This window comes from Nocardioides carbamazepini (assembly GCF_024614185.1).
GTDB lineage: Bacteria > Actinomycetota > Actinomycetes > Propionibacteriales > Nocardioidaceae > Nocardioides > Nocardioides carbamazepini.
This window is the reverse complement of sequence record NZ_JAHTLF010000015.1, coordinates 366,726-385,517: the sequence shown is the minus strand read 5'-3', so window position 1 is coordinate 385,517 and position 18,792 is coordinate 366,726. Positions and strand designations below refer to the sequence as shown.

Below are 18,792 nucleotides of genomic sequence, written 5' to 3'. Positions count from 1 at the left end.
GCGGGTCAGCTGGTGTTCCGCCAGGTTCCGCCGAGGCCATGGACGAACACGATGGCTGGTCCGGACCCGACGTCCACCACCCGCACCCGCCCATGGCTCAGTCTCTGGTCCTGAGGTGTCACCGCGCCGGCTCAGCCGGCTGGGTGCGGCTCCGTGCTGCCTCCCGCAGTTCTGCGAACGATTGCTCGAGATCGGCGGCGAACCCGGCAGCGTCCGGTACGACGTCCGGGTCGGAGCTGACGGCGATGAACAAGGTGTCGACGTAGGAGATCATCACGAGGTTGAGGCCGTGGCGCGGCATCGTCGAACCGCAGGCCAGGACCTCGACCAGTCGTCGCCCGCGCAGGTAGTGCGGCGTGCGCGGGCCGGGCACGTTCGAGATGACCAGGTTGTGCGCGCCCGGATTGATGAGAAGCAGTCGCTGGACCTGCTCCATGATCGTCGGTGGTGCGAACCCGCCGATATTCATCACCTTCTCCATGGCCACTCCCTGCGACCCGCGGAGCAGCGATCTGGATGTGGCTCCCGTGGTCGGGATCCTCGATCGCGAGCATTGACGCATCGGTGGGGGAGAGGTGCTCAACCATGCGAACAACACTGCCCTTGCCCCTTGCCGTGGTCTTGTCACAGCGCGACATGCATTTGTGATCGCGCGACAGCCGAAGTTGGTCGTTCTGCCACCAGCCGCCGAGGGCACGTGAAATCATCGACCGGTGATTCGGGTCGCGGAGGAACTACCTATGAATGACTATCACCTACGTGCATGGGTGCTGCGCGGAATGGCCGAGCTCATCGATGGGCTCGGCGGTGATCCGGAAGCGTATGCGCGCCGTTTTCACCTCCCGTTGCTGGACACCGGCGACGGCAAGGCGACGATCTCCGGAGCGGCAGTGCTCGCACTCATGGAGACGGTTGCCGAGGAGCTTGCGTGTCCCGACTTCGGAATCCGGACCGGGTTGGCCCAGGGCCCGAGCGCGATCGGCCCGGTGATGGTGGCGGCGATGAACTGTGCCACGGTCGGTGAGGCCTTCACGTCGGGGTTGCGCTACTTGAACGGTCTGTTCTCGGCGTTCCAGATCGATGTGGTCGAAACAGATGAAGTGCTGCGGACGTCGTACCGCATCCTCCTGCCGGATACGCAGAGGACCCAGCAGTTCCAGGAGTGGCATCTGGCCATCGCGGTTCGGGTGCTCCCGCTCCTGGCCGGGCCCGAGGCGCGGCTTGGCGGCGTCCACTTCTCGCACGGTCCGCTCCTGGACCTTGCCCACTACGAAGCTGTCTTCGGCTGCCCGGTCCGCTTCCGGGCGGGCGGCTACGGCGTCGACTACCGCGCCGAGGACATGCAGCGCACGATCTCGACCAGCAACGCCGAACTGCACGCCGTCGTCAGCGACTACCTCGACGAGATCATCGCAGCAGCCGGGCTGGGGGTGGAGCACCAGATCGTCGCCCTGATCCGCGAACTCCTTCCCACCGGCAATTGCAACCTTCTCGCCGTGGCGCAGCTCACGTTCGCCAGCGTCCGCACGACACAGCGACGCCTTGCTGCCCGAGGTCTCACATTTGAGGCTCTGGTTGACGATGCACGTCGCGAACTTGCCCTCGAGTATCTCTCCAACCCGGGGATGAACATCGCCCAGGTCGCTGGCCTCCTCGGCTACGCCGAGCCTTCGGCCTTCTCGAACGCCTTCCGCCGCTGGACAGGGACCTCGCCGCGAGCCTGGCGTGCGGCCCGCACGCGAGTGTCCTGAGGCTCCCTATCGGGACCTGATGGTCTTCCGTTCACGCCGCGAGAGGGCCAGCGCCCCCAGACCGAGGATGACCAGGGCCAACCCGGTCGGCACGAGAAGCAGGTGGGGTCCACCCGTGTCGGGCAGCGCCGAGCCCCCGGTGTCCTCGTTGTCTCCGTCGCTCTCGTCCTCATTCCAGCCCGCCTCGCCGGCCGGTGGAGCACCGGTGTAATGGGATAGGTCGACGTCGCTGACCTCGGTGCCGGGCACAAGCTGGCCCTCGACACCCGTGGTGGGCGGACTCATGGCGACCACAGTGCCGGTGTTCTTGTACTGACCCGTGACAGCGGTGCCGGTGGCCACACAGGTGAAGGATGCTCCTGGTGNNNNCGAGGGGGCCGGTGACGACGTTGGTGTCGGTGTCGTTGCAGTCGATGCCGGCGGCGTCGACCTTGTCGTCGGTGACGGTCACCTCGGTGAGGTCGGTGTCGCCGGTGTTGGTGACGACGTAGGTCCAGCGGACGGGGTCGCCGACGGCGATCCGTGGTCCGGGTGCTTGGTCGGCGTCGAAGGTGTTGGTGGCCTTCTCGATGTCCACCGAAGGCACGAGTGCGTGGTAGTGCGACAGGTCCAGGTCCGTCACTCTCGTGGAGACCGCAGCGCCGTCGGGGTCGACGGTCTCCGGGCCCGATGCGGTGACGGTGCCGGTGTTCTTGTACTGACCCGTGACAGCGGTGCCGGTGGCTACACAGGTGAAGGATGCTCCTGGTGCGAGGGGGCCGGTGACGACGTTGGTGTCGGTGTCGTTGCAGTCGATGCCGGCGGCGTCGACCTTGTCGTCGGTGACGGTCACCTCGGTGAGGTCGGTGTCGCCGGTGTTGGTGACGACGTAGGTCCACCGGACGGGGGCGCCGACGGCGATCCGTGGTCCGGGTGCTTGGTCGGCGTCGAAGGTGTTGGTGGCCTTCTCGATGTCCACGGCGGGAACGAGCGCCCGGTAGTGGGAGAGGTCCTCGTCATCGACCCGACTACCGTCGGGGACGTCGCCCACGACGGTGCCGGTGTTCTCATACTCACCCTCGACCGCGGTCCCCCTGGCGATGCAGGTGAACGACTCACCCGGGCCCAACGGACCGGCGATCACGTTGGTGTCGGTGTCGTCGCAGTCGATGTCGGCAGCGTCGACCTTGTCATCGGTGACCGTCACGTTGCGCAGACTGGTGTGCCCCGTGTTGGTGACCACGTAGGTCCACCGGACGGGGGCGCCCACGGCGATGGACGGTCCGGGACCTTCGTCGGCGTCGAAGGTGTTGGTGGCCTTCTCGATGTCCACCTCCGGTATCGGCGCCAGCGCGAGATCGATGGTGAAGTTGGTGAACTGGTCCGGAATGATCGCGTCGCCCAGATGCGCGACGTTGTCGCCCAGGGGACCATTGGCACCGGTGATCGAGCCGGCGTTCGATCGGGTGAGGGCCAACGTGACCGGGTGGCTGGTCAGGCCGGTGCTCGCCGGGTCGTCCGTTGCCGTGTTGTTGTCGTCGACGCCTTCGTTGGTCGACGGCGAGGCCGACGACCCGTTTGTGGACACCGCGTAGTGCTCCAGGGGTGCTCCCGGCTGGAACTCACTGGCCGGGATCCGCACCGAGTAGGTGCCCGCGGGGAGTTCGGACACCGACCATCGGCCGGTCCCGCTGGTGGTGCGGGTCGCCACCACCTGGCCGTCCTCGTCGAGGACCTGGACCGTGACTCCCGCCAGGGCCGGTTCGCCCTGGTCACGAACGCCGTCGCCGTCGTTGTCGCGCCACACCAGGTCACCGAGCGTGAAGCCGGGCATCAGTACGTACGGCTCGTTCGACTCCAATGGCTGGTTCGGGAAGGTGCCGGAGAAGATCATCGCTCGGTTGACGTACACATTGTCCAGGCCGGTGCTGGTCGACACTGCCGGGATCACGGCCCGGATCCGCGACTGGGGCGAGAGAAACGACCCCGAGACAAACCGGACCGCCGTCACGTCGCCGAAGTCGGCGATCTCTGCTTCCGTCCGCCAGAGTCCGCCGGGATCGGCGGGTTCTGCGTTCGATGCATCGCGCGGGTCGTGGACCAAGGTGACCGGGGCAGCGGTCGAGTAGTACCACGTGCCCGGCACCACCCCGGTGGCACCGCGCACGTAGGTGGGTGCCGCAAGGGGACCGGTCAGTTGCGCGGATCCCTGGTAGTCGGAGGCGAACTGGTCACGCTTCGAGCCCACGCCGTCCTCGCCGTCGCCCACCCAGGGTAGGACGTCGATGACGTCCGGACGCTGGAAGGCGATCACCGTGGAGGTGTTGCCCCACTCCAGCGACCATGTGTACCTCTCACCGCTCGCGACGAAGTCCTTGTCCACGGTCTTGGTGATGCCCATCTGGCCCGAGCCGACGATGGTGATGGGCGCCCGCGCGATCGGGGCGTTCTCGGCGTTGTCCGAGAACGCCTGCGCCGTGTTCACATAGGGGTCGTTCGGCTGCGCCAGCGTGTCCACGGTGGTACAGATTCGCAGTTGTCCACGGGTCGCGTTCGGGTTCGGGCCGAAGATCTGCTGCGTCGGCGTGCTCACGATCGAGGTGTCGCCCGCGAAGAAGGTTGCCTGTCGTGTCTGCGGGGCGTAGCTCACTGTCACCCCTGCAGGCAGGAGGTTCTGCGTGCACGCCAGGTCGAAGTGCAACCCAGCAGGGATCGTGTCGACCACCCGCAGATTCTGCAGCGGAACACCGATGGTGTTGCGGTCAGTTGCCACCGACAGGCTCCACACAGTGGTGGCGCCCGGGAGATAGGTCGTCGGGGTGACCGTCTTGTCCACGCGCAGCAGCATGTTCTCGAAGCGCACCTGGCGCTCCGCAGTGGCCCAACCACTGCCGGACTGCCCAGTGGGCCAGCCGCCCTCGTTGACGAGCCGGATGTCCGCGGGAATGGCTTCTCCGGCGTCGGGTCCGCCGTTGTAGGTGCCGCGGGTGTCGAACAGCATTCGCAGTGTCACGCCGAAGGGCCCGGTCTCGACCAGTCCCGGCACCTTGGCGCGGATGCGGACCATGTTGACCTGATCACGCCAGTCTGTGCCGAAGGCCGTCTCCGGGTCGGCCGACCACGGTCCCGCATGCTGGCGGCAGCCTGTCGCCGCGGTGCGGAGAGAGGAAGAGTCGACGGGATAGAGCTCGGTCGGGAACATGCCCGCGAGCACCTTCGGGCCGTTCTGGGTCTTCACCTCGTTCGGACCGACCGCGTACTCCACCACATAGTCTGCCGGGTCCACTGCCCCGCTGCCCTGCATCCATGGGGCCTGTTCGGGGCGAAGCCGCAGGACCGACACGTCGAACACGTCGCACACGGTCAGGTCGGGAACGCGAACGCGCGCACTGGCTGACACCGAGACATAAGAGCCCAGGATGTCTCCCGCGAAGGTGGCGCGGTTGCGCGTGGGGTCCTCGTAGAAGTACTGCGACCCACTCGGGTCGTAGAAGCGCTTGTCGCCCGACATCGAGCCACAGTCCGAGGGACGAATGGTGCGCACGTCGAGGTTGTTCCCGGTCGCCGTCGTACCGTCCCAACCCGGTTCGAACCCGGTGCCGTTGTTCGGCTGCCCGCCAGCTGTCCAGTGCTCCGAGCCGACCGCTTCGTTGCGCAAGGCAAGCGGCTGTCCGGTCTCACAGGGATCGCCCTGCTCGTCAAGCGGGATGAAGATTCGCGCGATGAAGTCCATCCGTCGCTGTTCGAATCCGCGCCGATTCGGGAGCGGGTTGATCTCCCAGCCGTCGTCCGGCTGCGCGCCCGTCTCGCAGGTGACTGATTCCACGTTCGGAAATGGCTGCAGGTCACGACAGCTGAGGAGAATGGCTCCGGGATGACTGACCAGCCGATCCTTGAACGTGATCGGGCGGTCCAGCCAGGGCGCGACGTTGGCTGAGCCGTCCAGGTCCAGCACTCTGAAGTCGTAGTCCATCTGGTAGCCGTCGACGGCTACCCCATTGATGGTTTGGGTGCTGAAGCTCGGGCCACCACGGAAGTTCTTCTGCAGATCCCACCGCGGCGCCGACGCAGTCGCCTGACGGACGGCGAGGTTGTTCCCCGTACCGTCCCAGCCGGACTCGTGACTGTCACCGAAGTTCAGCGCACCGCCGTTGATCGCCCATTTCTCAGTGTCTTGGGCCCGATTCTGGAAGCTGAAGGTGCCTGTCGGGCTGTTGTCGCCCTGCTGCCATGTCGGGAGAATCGCACGGTTCATCTCATCCATGGGGATGAAGACGTCCATCACCATGTGGCCCTGCCCGATGTCGACAGCGGCTGCGTTGTTCGGACGGATGCTCAGCGTCCATCCGTCGGTGCCCTGGACCTCGGTGAGAGGGGGACAGGTGAGTGTCCACGGGGATGACCCTCCGATGGGGTCCCAGGGAGCGAACGTCGACCGGCAGGCGTCGATCCGTGCGTTCGGGAATGCCGGCATCACATCGGTGAACGTCGCGGGCCACACCAGATCGCTACTGCGCGACCCAGCCATCATGTCGACGATGTTGAACTGATAGCGCATCACATAGCCTTCGACCTGTGCACCGTCGATGGTCCGCGTGGTGTACGACGGTCCGGTACTGAAGGTGCCGTTGCCTGTGTATGGGACCTTCTCCAGCTCCCATTGCGCCGTGCCGGTGACTTCCACAGTCGGGCCGGCCACCGTGGTCGACGTACCGGCGTCGCCGCCCGCGGCGTAGGCACGCATTGCGATGCTGGCGTGCGAAGGGATCGGGGTGTCGGAGGCGAACCGGTACGCGAGCTGGACTGCGCCGACGTTTGATGACATCGACCCGAGGTTGCAGATCACCGTGATCGACCCGTTCGGGTTGATCGTGCGCGACGACGTGGGCGTCGCTCCGTTGGCGGTCGTGAGGCAGCCCGCGGGCAGCCCGTTCGTCTCGGGACCGGCCAGTTCGAGCTTCGCGTTGTCGGGGGAGGAGACCGTGAACTCGGCGATGACGTTCGGGACCGAGACCCCCGACACCACACCACTCAGCGAGACCGAATAGTCCTGCAGGACCGGATCGCCCACACGGACGACGCAGTTGCCCGGCCCCGAGTCCAGACCCGCACCGTCCGTCGCGTCGAAGGGAGCGATGCCGGTCGTCGCGTACCTGTCGCAGGCGAGCTCCGGTTCCGGCCGTTCCAGCTTGTCGACGTCGAGGTCGACCCGGGGGCGCAATCCCGCGTCCAGGCTACGGATCGTCGTACTGCCGGCGATGTCGAACGCCGCGGACACGCCCCGCTCCGGTTGCCCGGCGGCCGGTGCTCCCGGCCGTGCGAAGTCGTTGTCCCCGCCGGCTGTGGCGGGGAACCAGAATGTACCCGGGGCGTCGACTCGGACCGTGTAGCTCCCGTCAGTCATCCCCGCGAACGAGTACGTGCCGTTGGCCGCCGTCGTCGTCGAGGCGACGACGGCACCACCGGGCGATGAGAGGAGAGCGACCGCGACCCCCGATCGCGGGACCTCGGTGGCCTGACGCAGGCCATCGCGGTTGGTGTCGGCCCAGACCACTCCGGTCACAAGACTGCCCGGCCCAGCGAGCGCCGCGATGGGACTGACGGTGACCAGAGCGATGCTCGCTGCGATGACCCAGTTGAGTGCCTGCTTCACTGCGCGGCCCTTTCAACGATGATCGGGTTGGCGGATGTCGCCATCCTGTGGGGGGATTCAGGACGACGGCACCCGCGGCCGAGGAGGTGCTCCCTACCCCTGGGCCGAACCCGCTGCAAGTGGGGAATCGCAGCGAGGCAGTTGAGTGGCACGGCAGTCCCCCTCTGCGATCCGAGTAGCGCTCGTCGGGGCCGCCGATCCCTCATTCGGAACCGTGGCGAAGCAGCGTGGGCACCGGCAGAGCAACCCCGGAACCACTCAACGACGCGATCCTAGGAGCGCGCCGAACGCCCAGTGTTGCTATGAGGCGCCAACCACTTGCGATTTCACGCCAACGGCCATGCGTGCGACCGGTTGGCCACACGCATGGCCGTTCGTCCCTAGGACGCAGGCATGATCGCCGGCGGGTTCCAGCCGGTGCCGTCCACGATGCCCGGGATCCGGTCGGGCGTCGGGGCGTAGAGACGCCAGGCCAGCCGGAAGGATCCGCTGGCGGGCCCCGGGAGCCAGTTCTGGGCCTGGCCGGGGTCGGTCGGCCGCGTGCTCTGGACGTAGAGGTCCACCGAGCCGTCGGCGTTGCGGTGCAGGTCCGATCGGTCATTGATCACGTAGCGGTCGGCGTCGTTCGGCACGAGGTACTGCGCGGCGTCGTACAGCGTGAGCGACCAGAAGGCCTCTGCCGGAGGCGCCCAGTCTGCGGGGAGGTGGATCACATACCGCTTGGCTGCCGTCAGCGGGGAGCCGAACCGGTCGGCGAAGGCGAGCATGTAGATGGCCTGGTCAGCAGTCAACGCGCCGAGCCCGGTCTGGGCAACGACGGCACGGAAACGGTAGTCAGTGCCGTAGGTGCCCGCGCTCAGGGTGAGGTAGCCGTTGTGGCCCGGGAACGACGCTGCGTGCATCGCCTGGGTGTCGGCGGTGACGGCGGCGCGCCCGTTTGCGACCGCAGCGGTCATGCCGGCCAGGGTCTCGGCGCTGAGGTCGGGGTCGGTCGAGGGTGTCATGCCGGGCCCCACGCCGATGGTCGCCAGCTTGTCGAGCTCGGCCTGGTCGGCAGCCGGGGGCGGGTAGGCGGCGAGCTGGTCACCGAGCTGGTCGAAGTAGGCCAGCCCGGTGGGCAGCGTCTGGAGGTCGACAGTGGTGTCGGGGTCAGCCGGAACCGGCGGGTGCCAGTTCTTCTTCGGGAACTCGCTCAGCGGGACGATCGTGAACTTCTTCTGCAGGTCGCGGACCTTCTCGATGTCCTTGGGGTCGTTGTTGTCGGCGTAGATGCGCTCGATGATCAGGACCCGGTCGTACGACGACTGGATTCGGGTCACGTTCCCGGGCAACGGCAGCGTTGCGTCGTCGGGTCCGACCACGGCGTGGGCGCCCGGCTGCGTGCCCTCGACCGAGCCGGGGGTGGCGAAGCTCTCGGTGTACGGGTCCATCAGGTGCAGGCCCCAGTAGCGATCGCCCTTCACCTTCGGAACGCTGATCACCTGCGGCCCGTCGCTGAGGTCGAGCCAGGCGATGGCGTACAGGGTGTCGAGGTTCGGGGAGACGACCCACCGGTCGGTCGGGTCGGAGAAGTGGCGGATCGGGTTGAACTGGTTGTCCGGTCCGTAGCCGTGGCCGTTGGTGATGTCGATGCTGGTCTGCTGGCGGTGGGTCTTGTCGACCTCCATGAGTGGCAGGCCGTACTTGTAGGCCTCCAGGCCGAGCTCGTAGCCACGGTCGTAGTCGGACTGCTCGCCGGTGGCGAGGGCGCTGTCGGGGGTGGCGGTGGCGATCACGGCGACTGTGAACGCGATGGCGCTCATGGTCCGCCGGAGCCGGCGCTGCTGCTGCTTCTGCACGGGATTTCCTTCTTCCTCGATGGTCACGGCGAGCGTAGGAAGAAGGCGACCTCGTGGTCTTGTCGCGAAACGACAGGGATTTGTGATCGGACGACAGGTGGTTCGCTGCGGCCGTCACCGAGGTGCTGGTGACGCCAACTAGGCAGGAGGAATCCGAAGTCGAAGGGTGTACCCCCCGTATGGGCGCGGTGGCGTCCTGCGTCACGTCAGCTTCTGACCCGGCGACGTGGCCAAGGGCTTGGTGTCCCGCTACCGATCATTCTCGGTTCGTTGTCTAGGCAGGCCTTCTCTATGTGGCTTGGGTCGGGGCCGCCCCTGACCGTCGTCGGCCACAGCGGCAGCGTGTTCCTTCCTGGCATCGCTCTCGAAGAACTCCGTGAGCGTCACGTTCTCGACATTCCTGGTTGCCGGGAGAATCCAGCTGACTGCATACTCAGTCGCCCGCTTAGATCCGCCACCGAGCATGAGCGAGCGGCGGATGCCTACTGGAACCGTGACGACCTGGACGCTGCGCTGGCCGCCAGCAGCGTGCTGCGACGGCTCGGGGTCCTGTCGACCGGGCACCGTGGCAGCGACCAGCCAGACACGATCGACTGGTGGCATCGCCTCGATGAGCTCAAGGTCGAGTGCTGGTACCCGACGCTCGCTGTCGCGCATGTTCAGAGAATCGTCGCTAACCTGACTTCCCCATACTTGGTTCCGAGATGGACGCTCCAATCAGATGCTGACCGGGCGCGAGCCGAAGTCGGAGCGACAGGGCTCTACTACTTCGGCGTCGTCGGAACCTCGAGCGTCGCCCGGGGCGAGCCACCAGCAGCCGTCGGCGTCCCCTGCGCAGCCATCCTCTACGTGCACCTTCGGGGTCCCGATAGTTGACGACGTAGCGAGGGCTCCCGTCCGCGGCAGGCTTGCCGGCGCCGACGCTAGCCATTTTGGGCGTCGCTTGACGAGGCTGCTTGGGTCAATGTGGGCAGGTGCCGGGGCCGAGCACTTGGGATGGTGGGGGAGGAGTCCAGCGGGTGCGAGGCTGGGCTGCAGCGGTTCATTGCGCTTCCTCGAGCCTCACCGTCCAAGTTATGACCGTTGCAGCCCGCCAGCGCAGATGCTTGCCTACTCGGAATCCCGCAAGGCCGTACCCGGAGGTCCGCCAGGAATAGATGGTCTGTTTGGTCACGCCGAGATAGGCCGCGACGTCGTCGATGTCCCACAGCTCCTGAGCGTCGACCAGCCTCGGAATGGACGCCGTCCTGGACCGCCGTCGCGGCCCGAACGGGCGCGTGACGGTTGTCGATGTGTTGGATTCGCTCGCCATGATTCAGCCCCTCCTCGCGGTACCGACGGCCAGTGGGCCTCTGGACACCAAGGTCCGCGAGTGGGCCGGGAGCGATCACGACCACGCTGGATGGTGTGGCCTTGGCATCGAGGGAGGGGGCCGAGCGAGGTCGGGCCCCATGGCGGATTGCAGACACGCCGCGGGATCGCATCGGTTGCCTGCGGCCGTATCTGAGCCACGGAGTCTGGGCCAGCCAGCGACGGGCGCCCCCGCCCCGTGGAAGCCAAAAATGTACCAAAAATGCAACAAGCGAGCGGCTAACAACGACGAACGCCGCCGAGCGACCAGAAGGTCGCCCGACGGCGTTTATGCAGGTCAGGGGCTGTTTCTTGCGGTTCTTCGTGGTCGCTTCACTACCGCAAAAGGCGGCCCGATTTAGATGTCGTAGTACAGCTCGAACTCGTGCGGGTGCGGACGCAGCTGCACCGGAGCGATCTCGTGCTCGCGCTTGTAGGACACCCACGTCTCGATGAGGTCGGGGGTGAACACGTTGCCCACGGTGAGGAAGTCGTGGTCGGCCTCGAGCTCGTCGAGCACGGCGCCGAGCGAGGTCGGGACCTGGGCGATCTCGGCCATCTCGTCCGGCGGGAGCTCGTAGATGTCCTTGTCGACCGGGGCGGGGGGCTCGGTCTTGTTCTGGATGCCGTCGAGGCCGGCGAGCATCAGGGCCGAGAAGGCGAGGTACGGGTTCGCCGACGGGTCGGGGAAACGGGCCTCGACGCGCTTGGCCTTGGGGTTGCTGCCAGTGATCGGGATCCGGATCGAGGCGGAGCGGTTGCGCGAGGAGTAGACCAGCGAGATCGGCGCCTCGTAGCCCGGGACCAGGCGGTGGAAGGAGTTCACCGTCGGGTTCGTGAAGGCGAGCAGCGCCGGGGCGTGCTGGAGGATGCCGCCGATGTACCAGCGGGCCATGTCGGAGAGGCCGCCGTAGCCGGTCTCGTCGTAGAAGAGGGGCGAGCCCTCCTTCCACAGCGACGAGTGCACGTGCATGCCCGAGCCGTTGTCGCCGAAGATCGGCTTCGGCATGAAGGTGACGGACTTGCCCTGCTCCCAGGCGGTGTTCTTGATGAGGTACTTGAACTTCATCACGTCGTCCGCGGCCTTGAGCAGCGTGTCGAAGCGGTAGTTGATCTCCGCCTGGCCGGCGGTGCCGACCTCGTGGTGGGCGCGCTCGACGTGGAGGCCACAGGCCTCGAGGTTCTTGACCATGTCGGCGCGCAGGTCGCTGTAGTGGTCGTACGGCTCGACGGGGAAGTAGCCACCCTTGAGCCGGGTCTTGTAGCCCTTGTTCTCGCCGTCGTCCTTGCCGGAGTTCCACCAGCCCTCGACGGAGTCGATGTGGTAGTAGCCCTCGTTGACGCCGGTGGAGTAGCGGACGTTGTCGAAGATGTAGAACTCGGCCTCGGGCGCGAAGAACGCGGTGTCGGCGATGCCGGTGCTGCTGAGGTACGCCAGCGCCTTCTTCGCGATGTTGCGCGGGTCGCGGGAGTACGCCTCGCCCGTGATCGGGTCGTGGATGAAGAAGTTCACGTTGAGCGTCTTCGACTTCCGGAACGGGTCGACGTACGCCGTCGTCGGGTCGGGGAAGAGCGACATGTCCGACTCGTTGATCGCCTGGAAGCCACGGATCGAGGAGCCGTCGAAGCCCAGGCCGTCGTCGAAGACGGACTGGTCGAAGGACGAGGCCGGCACGGTGAAGTGCTGCATGACACCGGGCAGGTCGCAGAAGCGGACGTCGATCATCTCGACGCCCTCGTCCTTGATGAACTTGAGCAGCTCTTCGCTGTTGTTGAACATTCGTTCCTCCTCGGCACGCCTCCTATAGGCGTGCCCTCAGGCGTTACCCGACGGGGGTGTGGTCGGTCGCGGCAGACGGTCCGCGCCTGTGCGGAGCGCCGCTGACAGCAACCTACCGGTCGGGCAGTTTCCCACCCATGACCGCTTTGTTTCCGCAATGTAACAAGATGCCCGAGCCGGGGCGACGGGCGTCCAAACGAGGGTCCCGCCTACCCTTGGTCGCGTGCCAGGTGTCGCCGACGTGAACAGCCCCGCCGTCCCCACCGCCTCCTGGGGGCGCCGGATCATCGCCCTCCTCGTGGACTGGACGCTGTGCACGGTGCTGGTCATCCTGGTGTTCGGCCTCGACGCCTACACCGAGACCGGATCGACCGCGTCGTTCCTGGTCCTGCCCGTGTACGTCGTCGAGTCGGCCCTGCTCACCTGGCTGGCCGGCGGCTCGGCGGGCAAGCTGCTGACCGGCCTGTGCGTCATACCCGCAGACGGGCGCCTGCGCCGCCTCAACCCCGTCAAGGCGCTCGTGCGACAGATCATGGTCGCGCTGGTCATCCCGCCGCTCGTGTTCCGCGCCGACGGCCGTGGGCTGCACGACATCCTCGCGGGTACGTCGACGATCACCTTCGCCACGCTGCGCACCCTCGTGAAGTAGCGCAGGAGGCGCGGCGGCTCAGCGACCGCGGAGGTTGCCGCGCATGCCCTTCATCGACGTGGGCACCGGGCCGCGGGGGAGCGGGACCTTGGGACGCTGGGCGTCGAGGGCACGCAGGCGCTGGCGGAGCTCGGTGATCTCGGCCGGCTTCACCTGGCGACCGAGCTTCTGGACGTGACGGACCAGCTTGTTGAGCGGGACCTGTCCCTCCTCGGTGCCGACCAGGATGTCGTGGACGGGGTAGTCGCCGGCGACCCGCTCGTGCTTCTTGTGCTCGCTGGTCATCAGCGCCTTGAGCCGGGCGGGGTTGCCCTCGCCGACGAGGACGATGCCCGGAGGGCCGACCACGCGGTGGACCATGTCCTGCTGCTTGGTGAAGCCGACGACCTCCTCGATGACCCAGCCGCGGCGCAGCATGGTCAGCGCGCGGGCGGCGGCGCCGAGCTGGCCGTCGAGGCGGGCGAACGCCGCCTTCTGGGCGCGCCGGCCGAAGACGATCATCAGCGCGAGCAGGCCGATGAGGAAGGTCGAGACGCCGGCGAGGATCCAGCTGAGGACCGAGTTGTTGTGGGGGAGGACCAGGCGGAAGAGCGCCAGGCCGAGGCCGCCGAAGACCAGGAAGGAGCCGAGCATCCACCAGCGGATCGCCGGGTCGACCTCCCGAGACATCTTGTAGGTCTCGATGATCTGCCGGCGGCGGCTCAGCGTGGACGGATCGACAGGCGTGTTCGACATGGGGTGCTGCGGTCTCCTCGGGCGGAACGGCGGGCGTCAGGCGGTCGCTTCGGCGCGCGCGTCCCGCGCGGCCATCGCCTGACGATACAGACGTCCGGCTCGGTACGACGAACGGACGAGGGGTCCGGACAGGACGCCGCTGAAGCCGATCTGCTCGGCTTCGGTGGCGAGCTCGACGAACTCCTCGGGCTTCACCCAGCGTTCGACGGGGTGGTGGCGCACCGAGGGGCGAAGGTACTGGGTGATGGTGACGAGCTCGCAGCCGGCGTCGTGCAGGTCGTGGAGTGCTTGGGAGACCTCCTCGCGGGTCTCGCCCATGCCGAGGATCAGGTTGGACTTGGTGACCAGCCCGAAGGCGCGGGCCTGGGTGAGGACGTCGAGAGAGCGCTCGTAGCGGAAGGCGGGGCGGATCCGCTTGAAGATCCGCGGGACCGTCTCGACGTTGTGGGCCAGCACCTCGGGCCGCGACTCGAAGACCTCGGCGAGCAGGTCGGGGACCCCGTTGAAGTCGGGGATGAGGTTCTCCACGCCGGTGTCGGGGTTGAGGTCGTGGATGGCGCGGACGGTCTCGGCGTAGAGCCAGGCGCCGCCGTCGGGGAGGTCGTCGCGGGCGACGCCGGTGATGGTGGCGTACTTGAGGCCCATCGTCTGGACGGATTCGGCGACTCGGCGTGGCTCGTCGCGGTCGAGGGGTTGCGGCTTGCCGGTGTCGATCTGGCAGAAGTCGCAGCGTCGGGTGCACTGGTCGCCACCGATGAGGAAGGTGGCTTCCTTGTCCTCCCAGCATTCGAAGATGTTGGGGCAGCCGGCCTCTTGGCACACGGTGTGGAGGCCTTCGGACTTCACCAGCTTCTGCAGCGCGGTGTACTCCGGGCCCATCTTGGCCTTGGTCTTGATCCACGACGGCTTGCGCTCGATCGGGGTCTCCGCGTTGCGGACCTCCAAACGCAGGAGCTTGCGCCCCTCGGGTGCTGAACTCACTGCGTCAGCCTACTCCGCGGGCGGCATAGCCCAGAACCGGGACCGTGGCCCTGGCCGGGTCGGGCCGCGGCTCATAGTCGGGGGTGGGGACGTAGGGCTCCCACGCGAGCAGATCGGTCAGGTGGCGTCGTACGGCGCCGAGGACCTCGCGCACGGGAACGTCGCGCCCGAGCTCGGCGGACAGGGAGGTGACGCCCGCGTCGGAGATGCCGCAGGGGATGAAGCGGTCGTACCAGCTGAGGTCGACGTCGCAGTTGAGCGAGAAGCCGTGCATGGCGACGCCCTTGCGCACCCGGATGCCGATAGCCGCGATCTTCCGCTCCCCACGGGGGGCTCCGCCCCCCGTGCGCCCCCCGAGACCGTTCGTGGCGGGTGGGTCTGCTTTGAGCCATACGCCGGTGCGCCCGGGGATGCGCGCCGTGGTGACGCCGAGCTCGGCGCACACCGCGATGAGCGCCTCCTCGAGACGGCGCACGTAGTCGACGACCTTGACGTGGTCCGCGAGCCGGACGATGGGATAGCCGACGAGCTGGCCGGGGCCGTGGAAGGTGACCTTGCCTCCGCGGTCGACCTCGACGACCGGAGCGCCGCCCGGGTCGGCGGGGCGCTCGTGGGCCTCGGTCCGGCGGCTGGCGGTGAAGACCGGCGGGTGCTCGACGAGGAGGACGGTGTCGTTCAGCTCGCCGGCGACGACCTGAGCGTGCATCTCGCGCTGGAGGTCCCACGCCGTGACGTAGTCGATGAAGTCCGGTCCGAGTCCGTCCTGGCGGAAGGTCAGCGTCACGCCGTCGAGCCTACTCGGCGGCCTGTGGATGAGCGGATGCGCCTGTCGGAGGGAGGGGACAGGATCGGCGTATGCAGATCTCGGCTGCCCGCGCCGTCCTCGTCGGGACCGCCGCCGTCCTCGTGACGACCACCGCGGTGATCGTCGGAGTGCTGTTGCGGCCGGCGCCCGGGCAGCCCGGTACGCCGCCGGCCGGGCCCGTGTCCGTCCTCGCTCCCGCCGCGGGGCGGATCGACGTCGCTCGTGCCGTGGGCTCGCTGGCCGTGCTCCGCGACTGGGACCGAGCGCGGTCGCGTGCCTGGGAGGAGGCGGATCCGGCGGCGCTGCGGGGCCTCTACGCTCCCGGCGCGGCGGCGGGGGCCCGCGACGTGGCGATGCTGCGGGCCTGGCTGCGGCGGGGGCTGCGGGTCGAGGGGATGGCGATGCAGGTGCTCGCCGTGGAGCTCCGGCGCCGCACGGACCACCGGATCGTGCTCGTCGTCACCGACCGGCTCGCGGGTGCTGTGGGGGTCCGGTCGCTGTCGGGGGAACGGACGGCGTTGCCCCGTGACGGCCCGACGACGCGTCGCCTCGAGTTCGTCCGGGACGGATCGCGGTGGCTGCTCGCGTCGGCTCAGGAGGCCGAGCCGCGGAGGCCCGTGGCGAGCACCGCGGCGACGTCGGGGTCGGCGAAGCCGTAGCCGAGATCCAGCAGTGCGGCGGCCCGGAGGTTGAGCGAGCCGAGGACCTCGGCGGCCATCGGCCCGGCGGCGACCCGGATCGCGGCCGACGGCACGGGCAGCACAGCGGGACGGCGCACCAGTCGGGCCAGGGTGCGGGTGAACTCGGCGTTGGTCGGCGTGACCGGCGTGCAGAGGTTGACCGGACCCGCCGCGGTCGGGTGCTCGACGAGGAACGCCACCGCGCCGACCCAGTCGCGCAGCGAGATGACCGGGTAGTGCTGGCGGCCGCTGCCGAGTCGTCCGCCCAGCCCGGCGAGGAACTGCAGCCGCTGCTGACGCAACGGTGGGTTGCTGCGGTCCTGGACCGGAGCGGTCCGCAGCAGCACGACCCGGGCGCCGGCCTGCGCGGCCGGGTGCGCGGCGGCCTCCCACTCCCGGCAGACCCGGGTGAGCAGGGCGTGCCCGCGGGTGTCGGAGGCCTCGGTGAGCTCGACGGACCCGTGGTCGCCGTACCAGCTGACGCCGGAGGCGTTGAGCAGCGCCGGCGGTGTGGCTGCCGCAGCGATCGTGGTGGCGAGCAGGCGGGTCGTGGCGCGGCGACTGGTGAGAACGTCGTGCGCCCACTTCTTCGAGTGCGGGTTGCCGATCAGGGGCGAGCCCGCGAGGTTGACGACGACGTCGGCCGACTGCACCAGCTCGGCGTCCACGGTGCCGCCCTGCGGGTCCCAACGCGACTCGCCCGGTGCCGGGTCACGACGGACCAGGCGGGTCACGTCGTGGCCCCGGCCGACCAGCTCGGTGACGAGCCGGCGGCCGAGGAAACCGGACGGGCCGGCGACCACGACGTGCATGGTCAGACCTCGAACTGACCGGCCTCGAGGCGCTTCTTCAGGTCGCGCAGGAAGCGGCCCGCGTCGGCGCCGTCGACGACGCGGTGGTCGTAGGTGAGCGCGAAGTAGACCATGTGACGCACGGCGATGGTCTCGCCGAGGTCCTCGTCGTCGATCACCACGGGACGCTTGACCACGGCACCGGGGCCGAGGATGGCGACCTGCGGCTGGTTGATGATCGGGGTGTCCCACAGGGCGCCGAAGCTGCCGAGGTTCGTGATCGTGAAGGTCCCGCCGGAGAGCTCGTCGGGGCCGATCTTGTTGGTCCGGGTCCGCTCGGCGACGTCGGAGATCTTCTTGGCCAGACCGGAGATCGACAGGTCGCCGGCGTCCTTGACGACCGGCGTGAGCAGGCCCTTCTCGGTGTCGACGGCGAACGCGACGTTCTCGCGGTCGTAGTAGGTGATCTCGCCCTTCTCGAGGTCGAGGTTGGCGTTGAGCGCCGGGTGCTGCTTGAGCGTGTCGATCGCCGCCTTGGTGAAGAACGGCAGGTACGTCAGCTTGACGCCCTCGCGCGCCAGGAACTCCGCCTTCACCGACTCGCGCAGCCGCGCGATGTTGGTGACGTCGATCTCGACCACCTGGGTGAGCTGGGCGGCGACGTGCAGCGACTCCACCATCCGCTCGGCGATGATCTTGCGCAGCCGGCTGACCTTGACCGTCTGGCCGCGCAGCGGCGACGGCGTCGCGGGAGCGGCGGCCGGCGTGGGTGCCGCTGCGGCGGCCGGGGCTGCGGCCTTCGGCGCGGCAGCGTCGAGCACGTCCTGCTTGCGGATCCGGCCACCGACGCCCGAGCCGGTGACCTGACCGAGGTCGACACCGTGCTGGGCGGCGAGCTTGCGGACCAGCGGGGTGACATAGCCGGGGCCGTCGCCGGCCTCGGCCGCGGGGGCCGGCGTGGGTGCGGGGGCAGCGGCCGGGGTAGGTGCGGCGGGAGCCGGCGCAGCGGGACTGGGAGCGGGCGCAGCCTGAGCCGGAGCGGCGGGAGCCTCAGCAGCAGGCGTGGGCTCGGCGGGAGCAGGCGCGGCGGGCTCCGGGGCGGCAGGAGCCGCGGGAGCGGCGGGAGCCGCGGCGGGCGCGCCCGATCCGATGATGGCGAGCTCGGCGCCGACCTCGACGGTCTCGTCCTCGGCGGCCTTGATCTCGAGCAGCGTGCCGGCGACGGGGGAGGGGATCTCGGTGTCGACCTTGTCCGTGGAGACCTCGAGCAGCGGCTCGTCGACGGCGACGGCGTCGCCGACCTGCTTGAGCCAGCGGGTGACGGTGCCCTCGGTGACCGATTCGCCCAGGGCGGGCAGGGTGACAGCGGTGCTCTCGGTGGCGCTCTCGGCGGGGGCAGCGGCCGCCGGAGCAGCCTCCTCGGCCGGGGCGGCGGGCTCGGGCTCGGCAGCGGGCTCGGCAGCCGGAGCAGCAGCCGGAGCAGCAGCCGGAGCAGGCTCCTCGGCGGGAGCGGCCTCGGCGGCTGGCGCCTCGCCGGCCTCGCCCGCCTCGCCGACGACCGCGAGCACCGCGCCGACCTCGACCGTCTCGTCCTCGTTCGCCCGGATCTCGACCAGCGTGCCGGCAACGGGGGACGGGATCTCCGTGTCCACCTTGTCGGTGCTGACCTCGAGCAGCGGCTCGTCGATCGCGATCTGGTCGCCGACCTGCTTGAGCCAGCGGGTGACGGTGCCTTCGGTGACGGACTCACCGAGCGCGGGGAGAGTGACTTCGGTCGCCATGGTGCTCATCCTTGCACCA

General features: G+C 68.5%; 14 protein-coding genes. 3 read left to right on the top strand and 11 right to left on the bottom strand.

From position 1 onward, the window contains the following. Positions 1-118: 118 nt before the first annotated feature. Positions 119-562 carry a WS/DGAT domain-containing protein gene (locus KVF89_RS11790; protein WP_257425949.1) on the bottom strand — a complete coding sequence of 148 codons (444 nt, stop codon included), beginning with the start codon at positions 560-562 and terminating at the stop codon, positions 119-121. A 178-nt stretch (positions 563-740) separates the two neighbouring features. Between KVF89_RS11790 and KVF89_RS11785 the strand changes: the two genes are divergently transcribed. Beyond that, on the top strand, positions 741-1,751 hold the full coding sequence (locus tag KVF89_RS11785) for an AraC family transcriptional regulator (protein ID WP_257425753.1): 1,011 nt from the start codon (positions 741-743) through the stop codon (positions 1,749-1,751). A 169-nt stretch (positions 1,752-1,920) separates the two neighbouring features. Here the strand turns inward: KVF89_RS11785 and KVF89_RS11780 are convergent, their stop codons facing one another. From KVF89_RS11780 to glnA, 5 genes are all read right to left on the bottom strand, one after another. Beyond that, positions 1,921-7,284 carry an SdrD B-like domain-containing protein gene (locus KVF89_RS11780; protein ID WP_443690000.1) on the bottom strand — a complete coding sequence of 1,788 codons (5,364 nt, stop codon included), beginning with the start codon at positions 7,282-7,284 and terminating at the stop codon, positions 1,921-1,923. A 479-nt stretch (positions 7,285-7,763) separates the two neighbouring features. Further along, the gene (locus KVF89_RS11775; protein WP_257425752.1) at positions 7,764-9,221 is read right to left on the bottom strand and encodes a DUF1254 domain-containing protein; all 1,458 of its coding nucleotides are present in this window, start codon (positions 9,219-9,221) and stop codon (positions 7,764-7,766) included. Positions 9,222-9,470: 249 nt separating this feature from the next. Next, positions 9,471-9,878: a hypothetical protein gene (locus KVF89_RS11770; protein WP_257425751.1), complete on the bottom strand. Its 408-nt coding sequence runs from the start codon at positions 9,876-9,878 to the stop codon at positions 9,471-9,473. 385 nt (positions 9,879-10,263) lie between these two features. Further along, entirely contained in the window at positions 10,264-10,533 is a 270-nt protein-coding gene (locus KVF89_RS11765) for a helix-turn-helix domain-containing protein (protein WP_257425750.1), read from the bottom strand. Between the two features lie 396 nt (positions 10,534-10,929). After that, positions 10,930-12,351, bottom strand: a complete 1,422-nt coding sequence (glnA, locus tag KVF89_RS11760) for a type I glutamate--ammonia ligase (RefSeq protein ID WP_257425749.1) — start codon at positions 12,349-12,351, stop codon at positions 10,930-10,932. Positions 12,352-12,574: 223 nt separating this feature from the next. Between glnA and KVF89_RS11755 the strand changes: the two genes are divergently transcribed. Next, positions 12,575-13,000: an RDD family protein gene (locus KVF89_RS11755; RefSeq protein WP_257425748.1), complete on the top strand. Its 426-nt coding sequence runs from the start codon at positions 12,575-12,577 to the stop codon at positions 12,998-13,000. An 18-nt stretch (positions 13,001-13,018) separates the two neighbouring features. Here the strand turns inward: KVF89_RS11755 and KVF89_RS11750 are convergent, their stop codons facing one another. From KVF89_RS11750 to lipB, 3 genes are read right to left on the bottom strand one after another with little or no spacing between them, the layout of a single operon-like run. Beyond that, positions 13,019-13,735, bottom strand: a complete 717-nt coding sequence (locus tag KVF89_RS11750) for a DUF4191 domain-containing protein (protein ID WP_257425747.1) — start codon at positions 13,733-13,735, stop codon at positions 13,019-13,021. Between the two features lie 36 nt (positions 13,736-13,771). Continuing rightward, positions 13,772-14,716 carry a lipoyl synthase gene (gene lipA / locus KVF89_RS11745; protein WP_257425746.1) on the bottom strand — a complete coding sequence of 315 codons (945 nt, stop codon included), beginning with the start codon at positions 14,714-14,716 and terminating at the stop codon, positions 13,772-13,774. A gap of 4 nt (positions 14,717-14,720) precedes the next feature. Then, complete coding sequence (lipB, locus tag KVF89_RS11740) at positions 14,721-15,500, bottom strand: lipoyl(octanoyl) transferase LipB (RefSeq protein WP_257425745.1); 780 nt, start codon at positions 15,498-15,500, stop codon at positions 14,721-14,723. Positions 15,501-15,571: 71 nt separating this feature from the next. Between lipB and KVF89_RS11735 the strand changes: the two genes are divergently transcribed. Further along, positions 15,572-16,180, top strand: a complete 609-nt coding sequence (locus KVF89_RS11735) for a hypothetical protein (RefSeq protein WP_257425744.1) — start codon at positions 15,572-15,574, stop codon at positions 16,178-16,180. On the opposite strand, the gene KVF89_RS11730 is transcribed toward KVF89_RS11735, so the two are convergent. Further along, positions 16,114-17,013: a TIGR01777 family oxidoreductase gene (locus tag KVF89_RS11730; protein ID WP_257425743.1), complete on the bottom strand. Its 900-nt coding sequence runs from the start codon at positions 17,011-17,013 to the stop codon at positions 16,114-16,116. The two genes, KVF89_RS11735 and KVF89_RS11730, sit on opposite strands and share 67 nt — an antisense overlap. Before the next feature lie 2 nt (positions 17,014-17,015). After that, positions 17,016-18,773: a 2-oxoglutarate dehydrogenase, E2 component, dihydrolipoamide succinyltransferase gene (gene sucB / locus KVF89_RS11725; RefSeq protein WP_257425742.1), complete on the bottom strand. Its 1,758-nt coding sequence runs from the start codon at positions 18,771-18,773 to the stop codon at positions 17,016-17,018. Positions 18,774-18,792 lie beyond the last annotated feature (19 nt).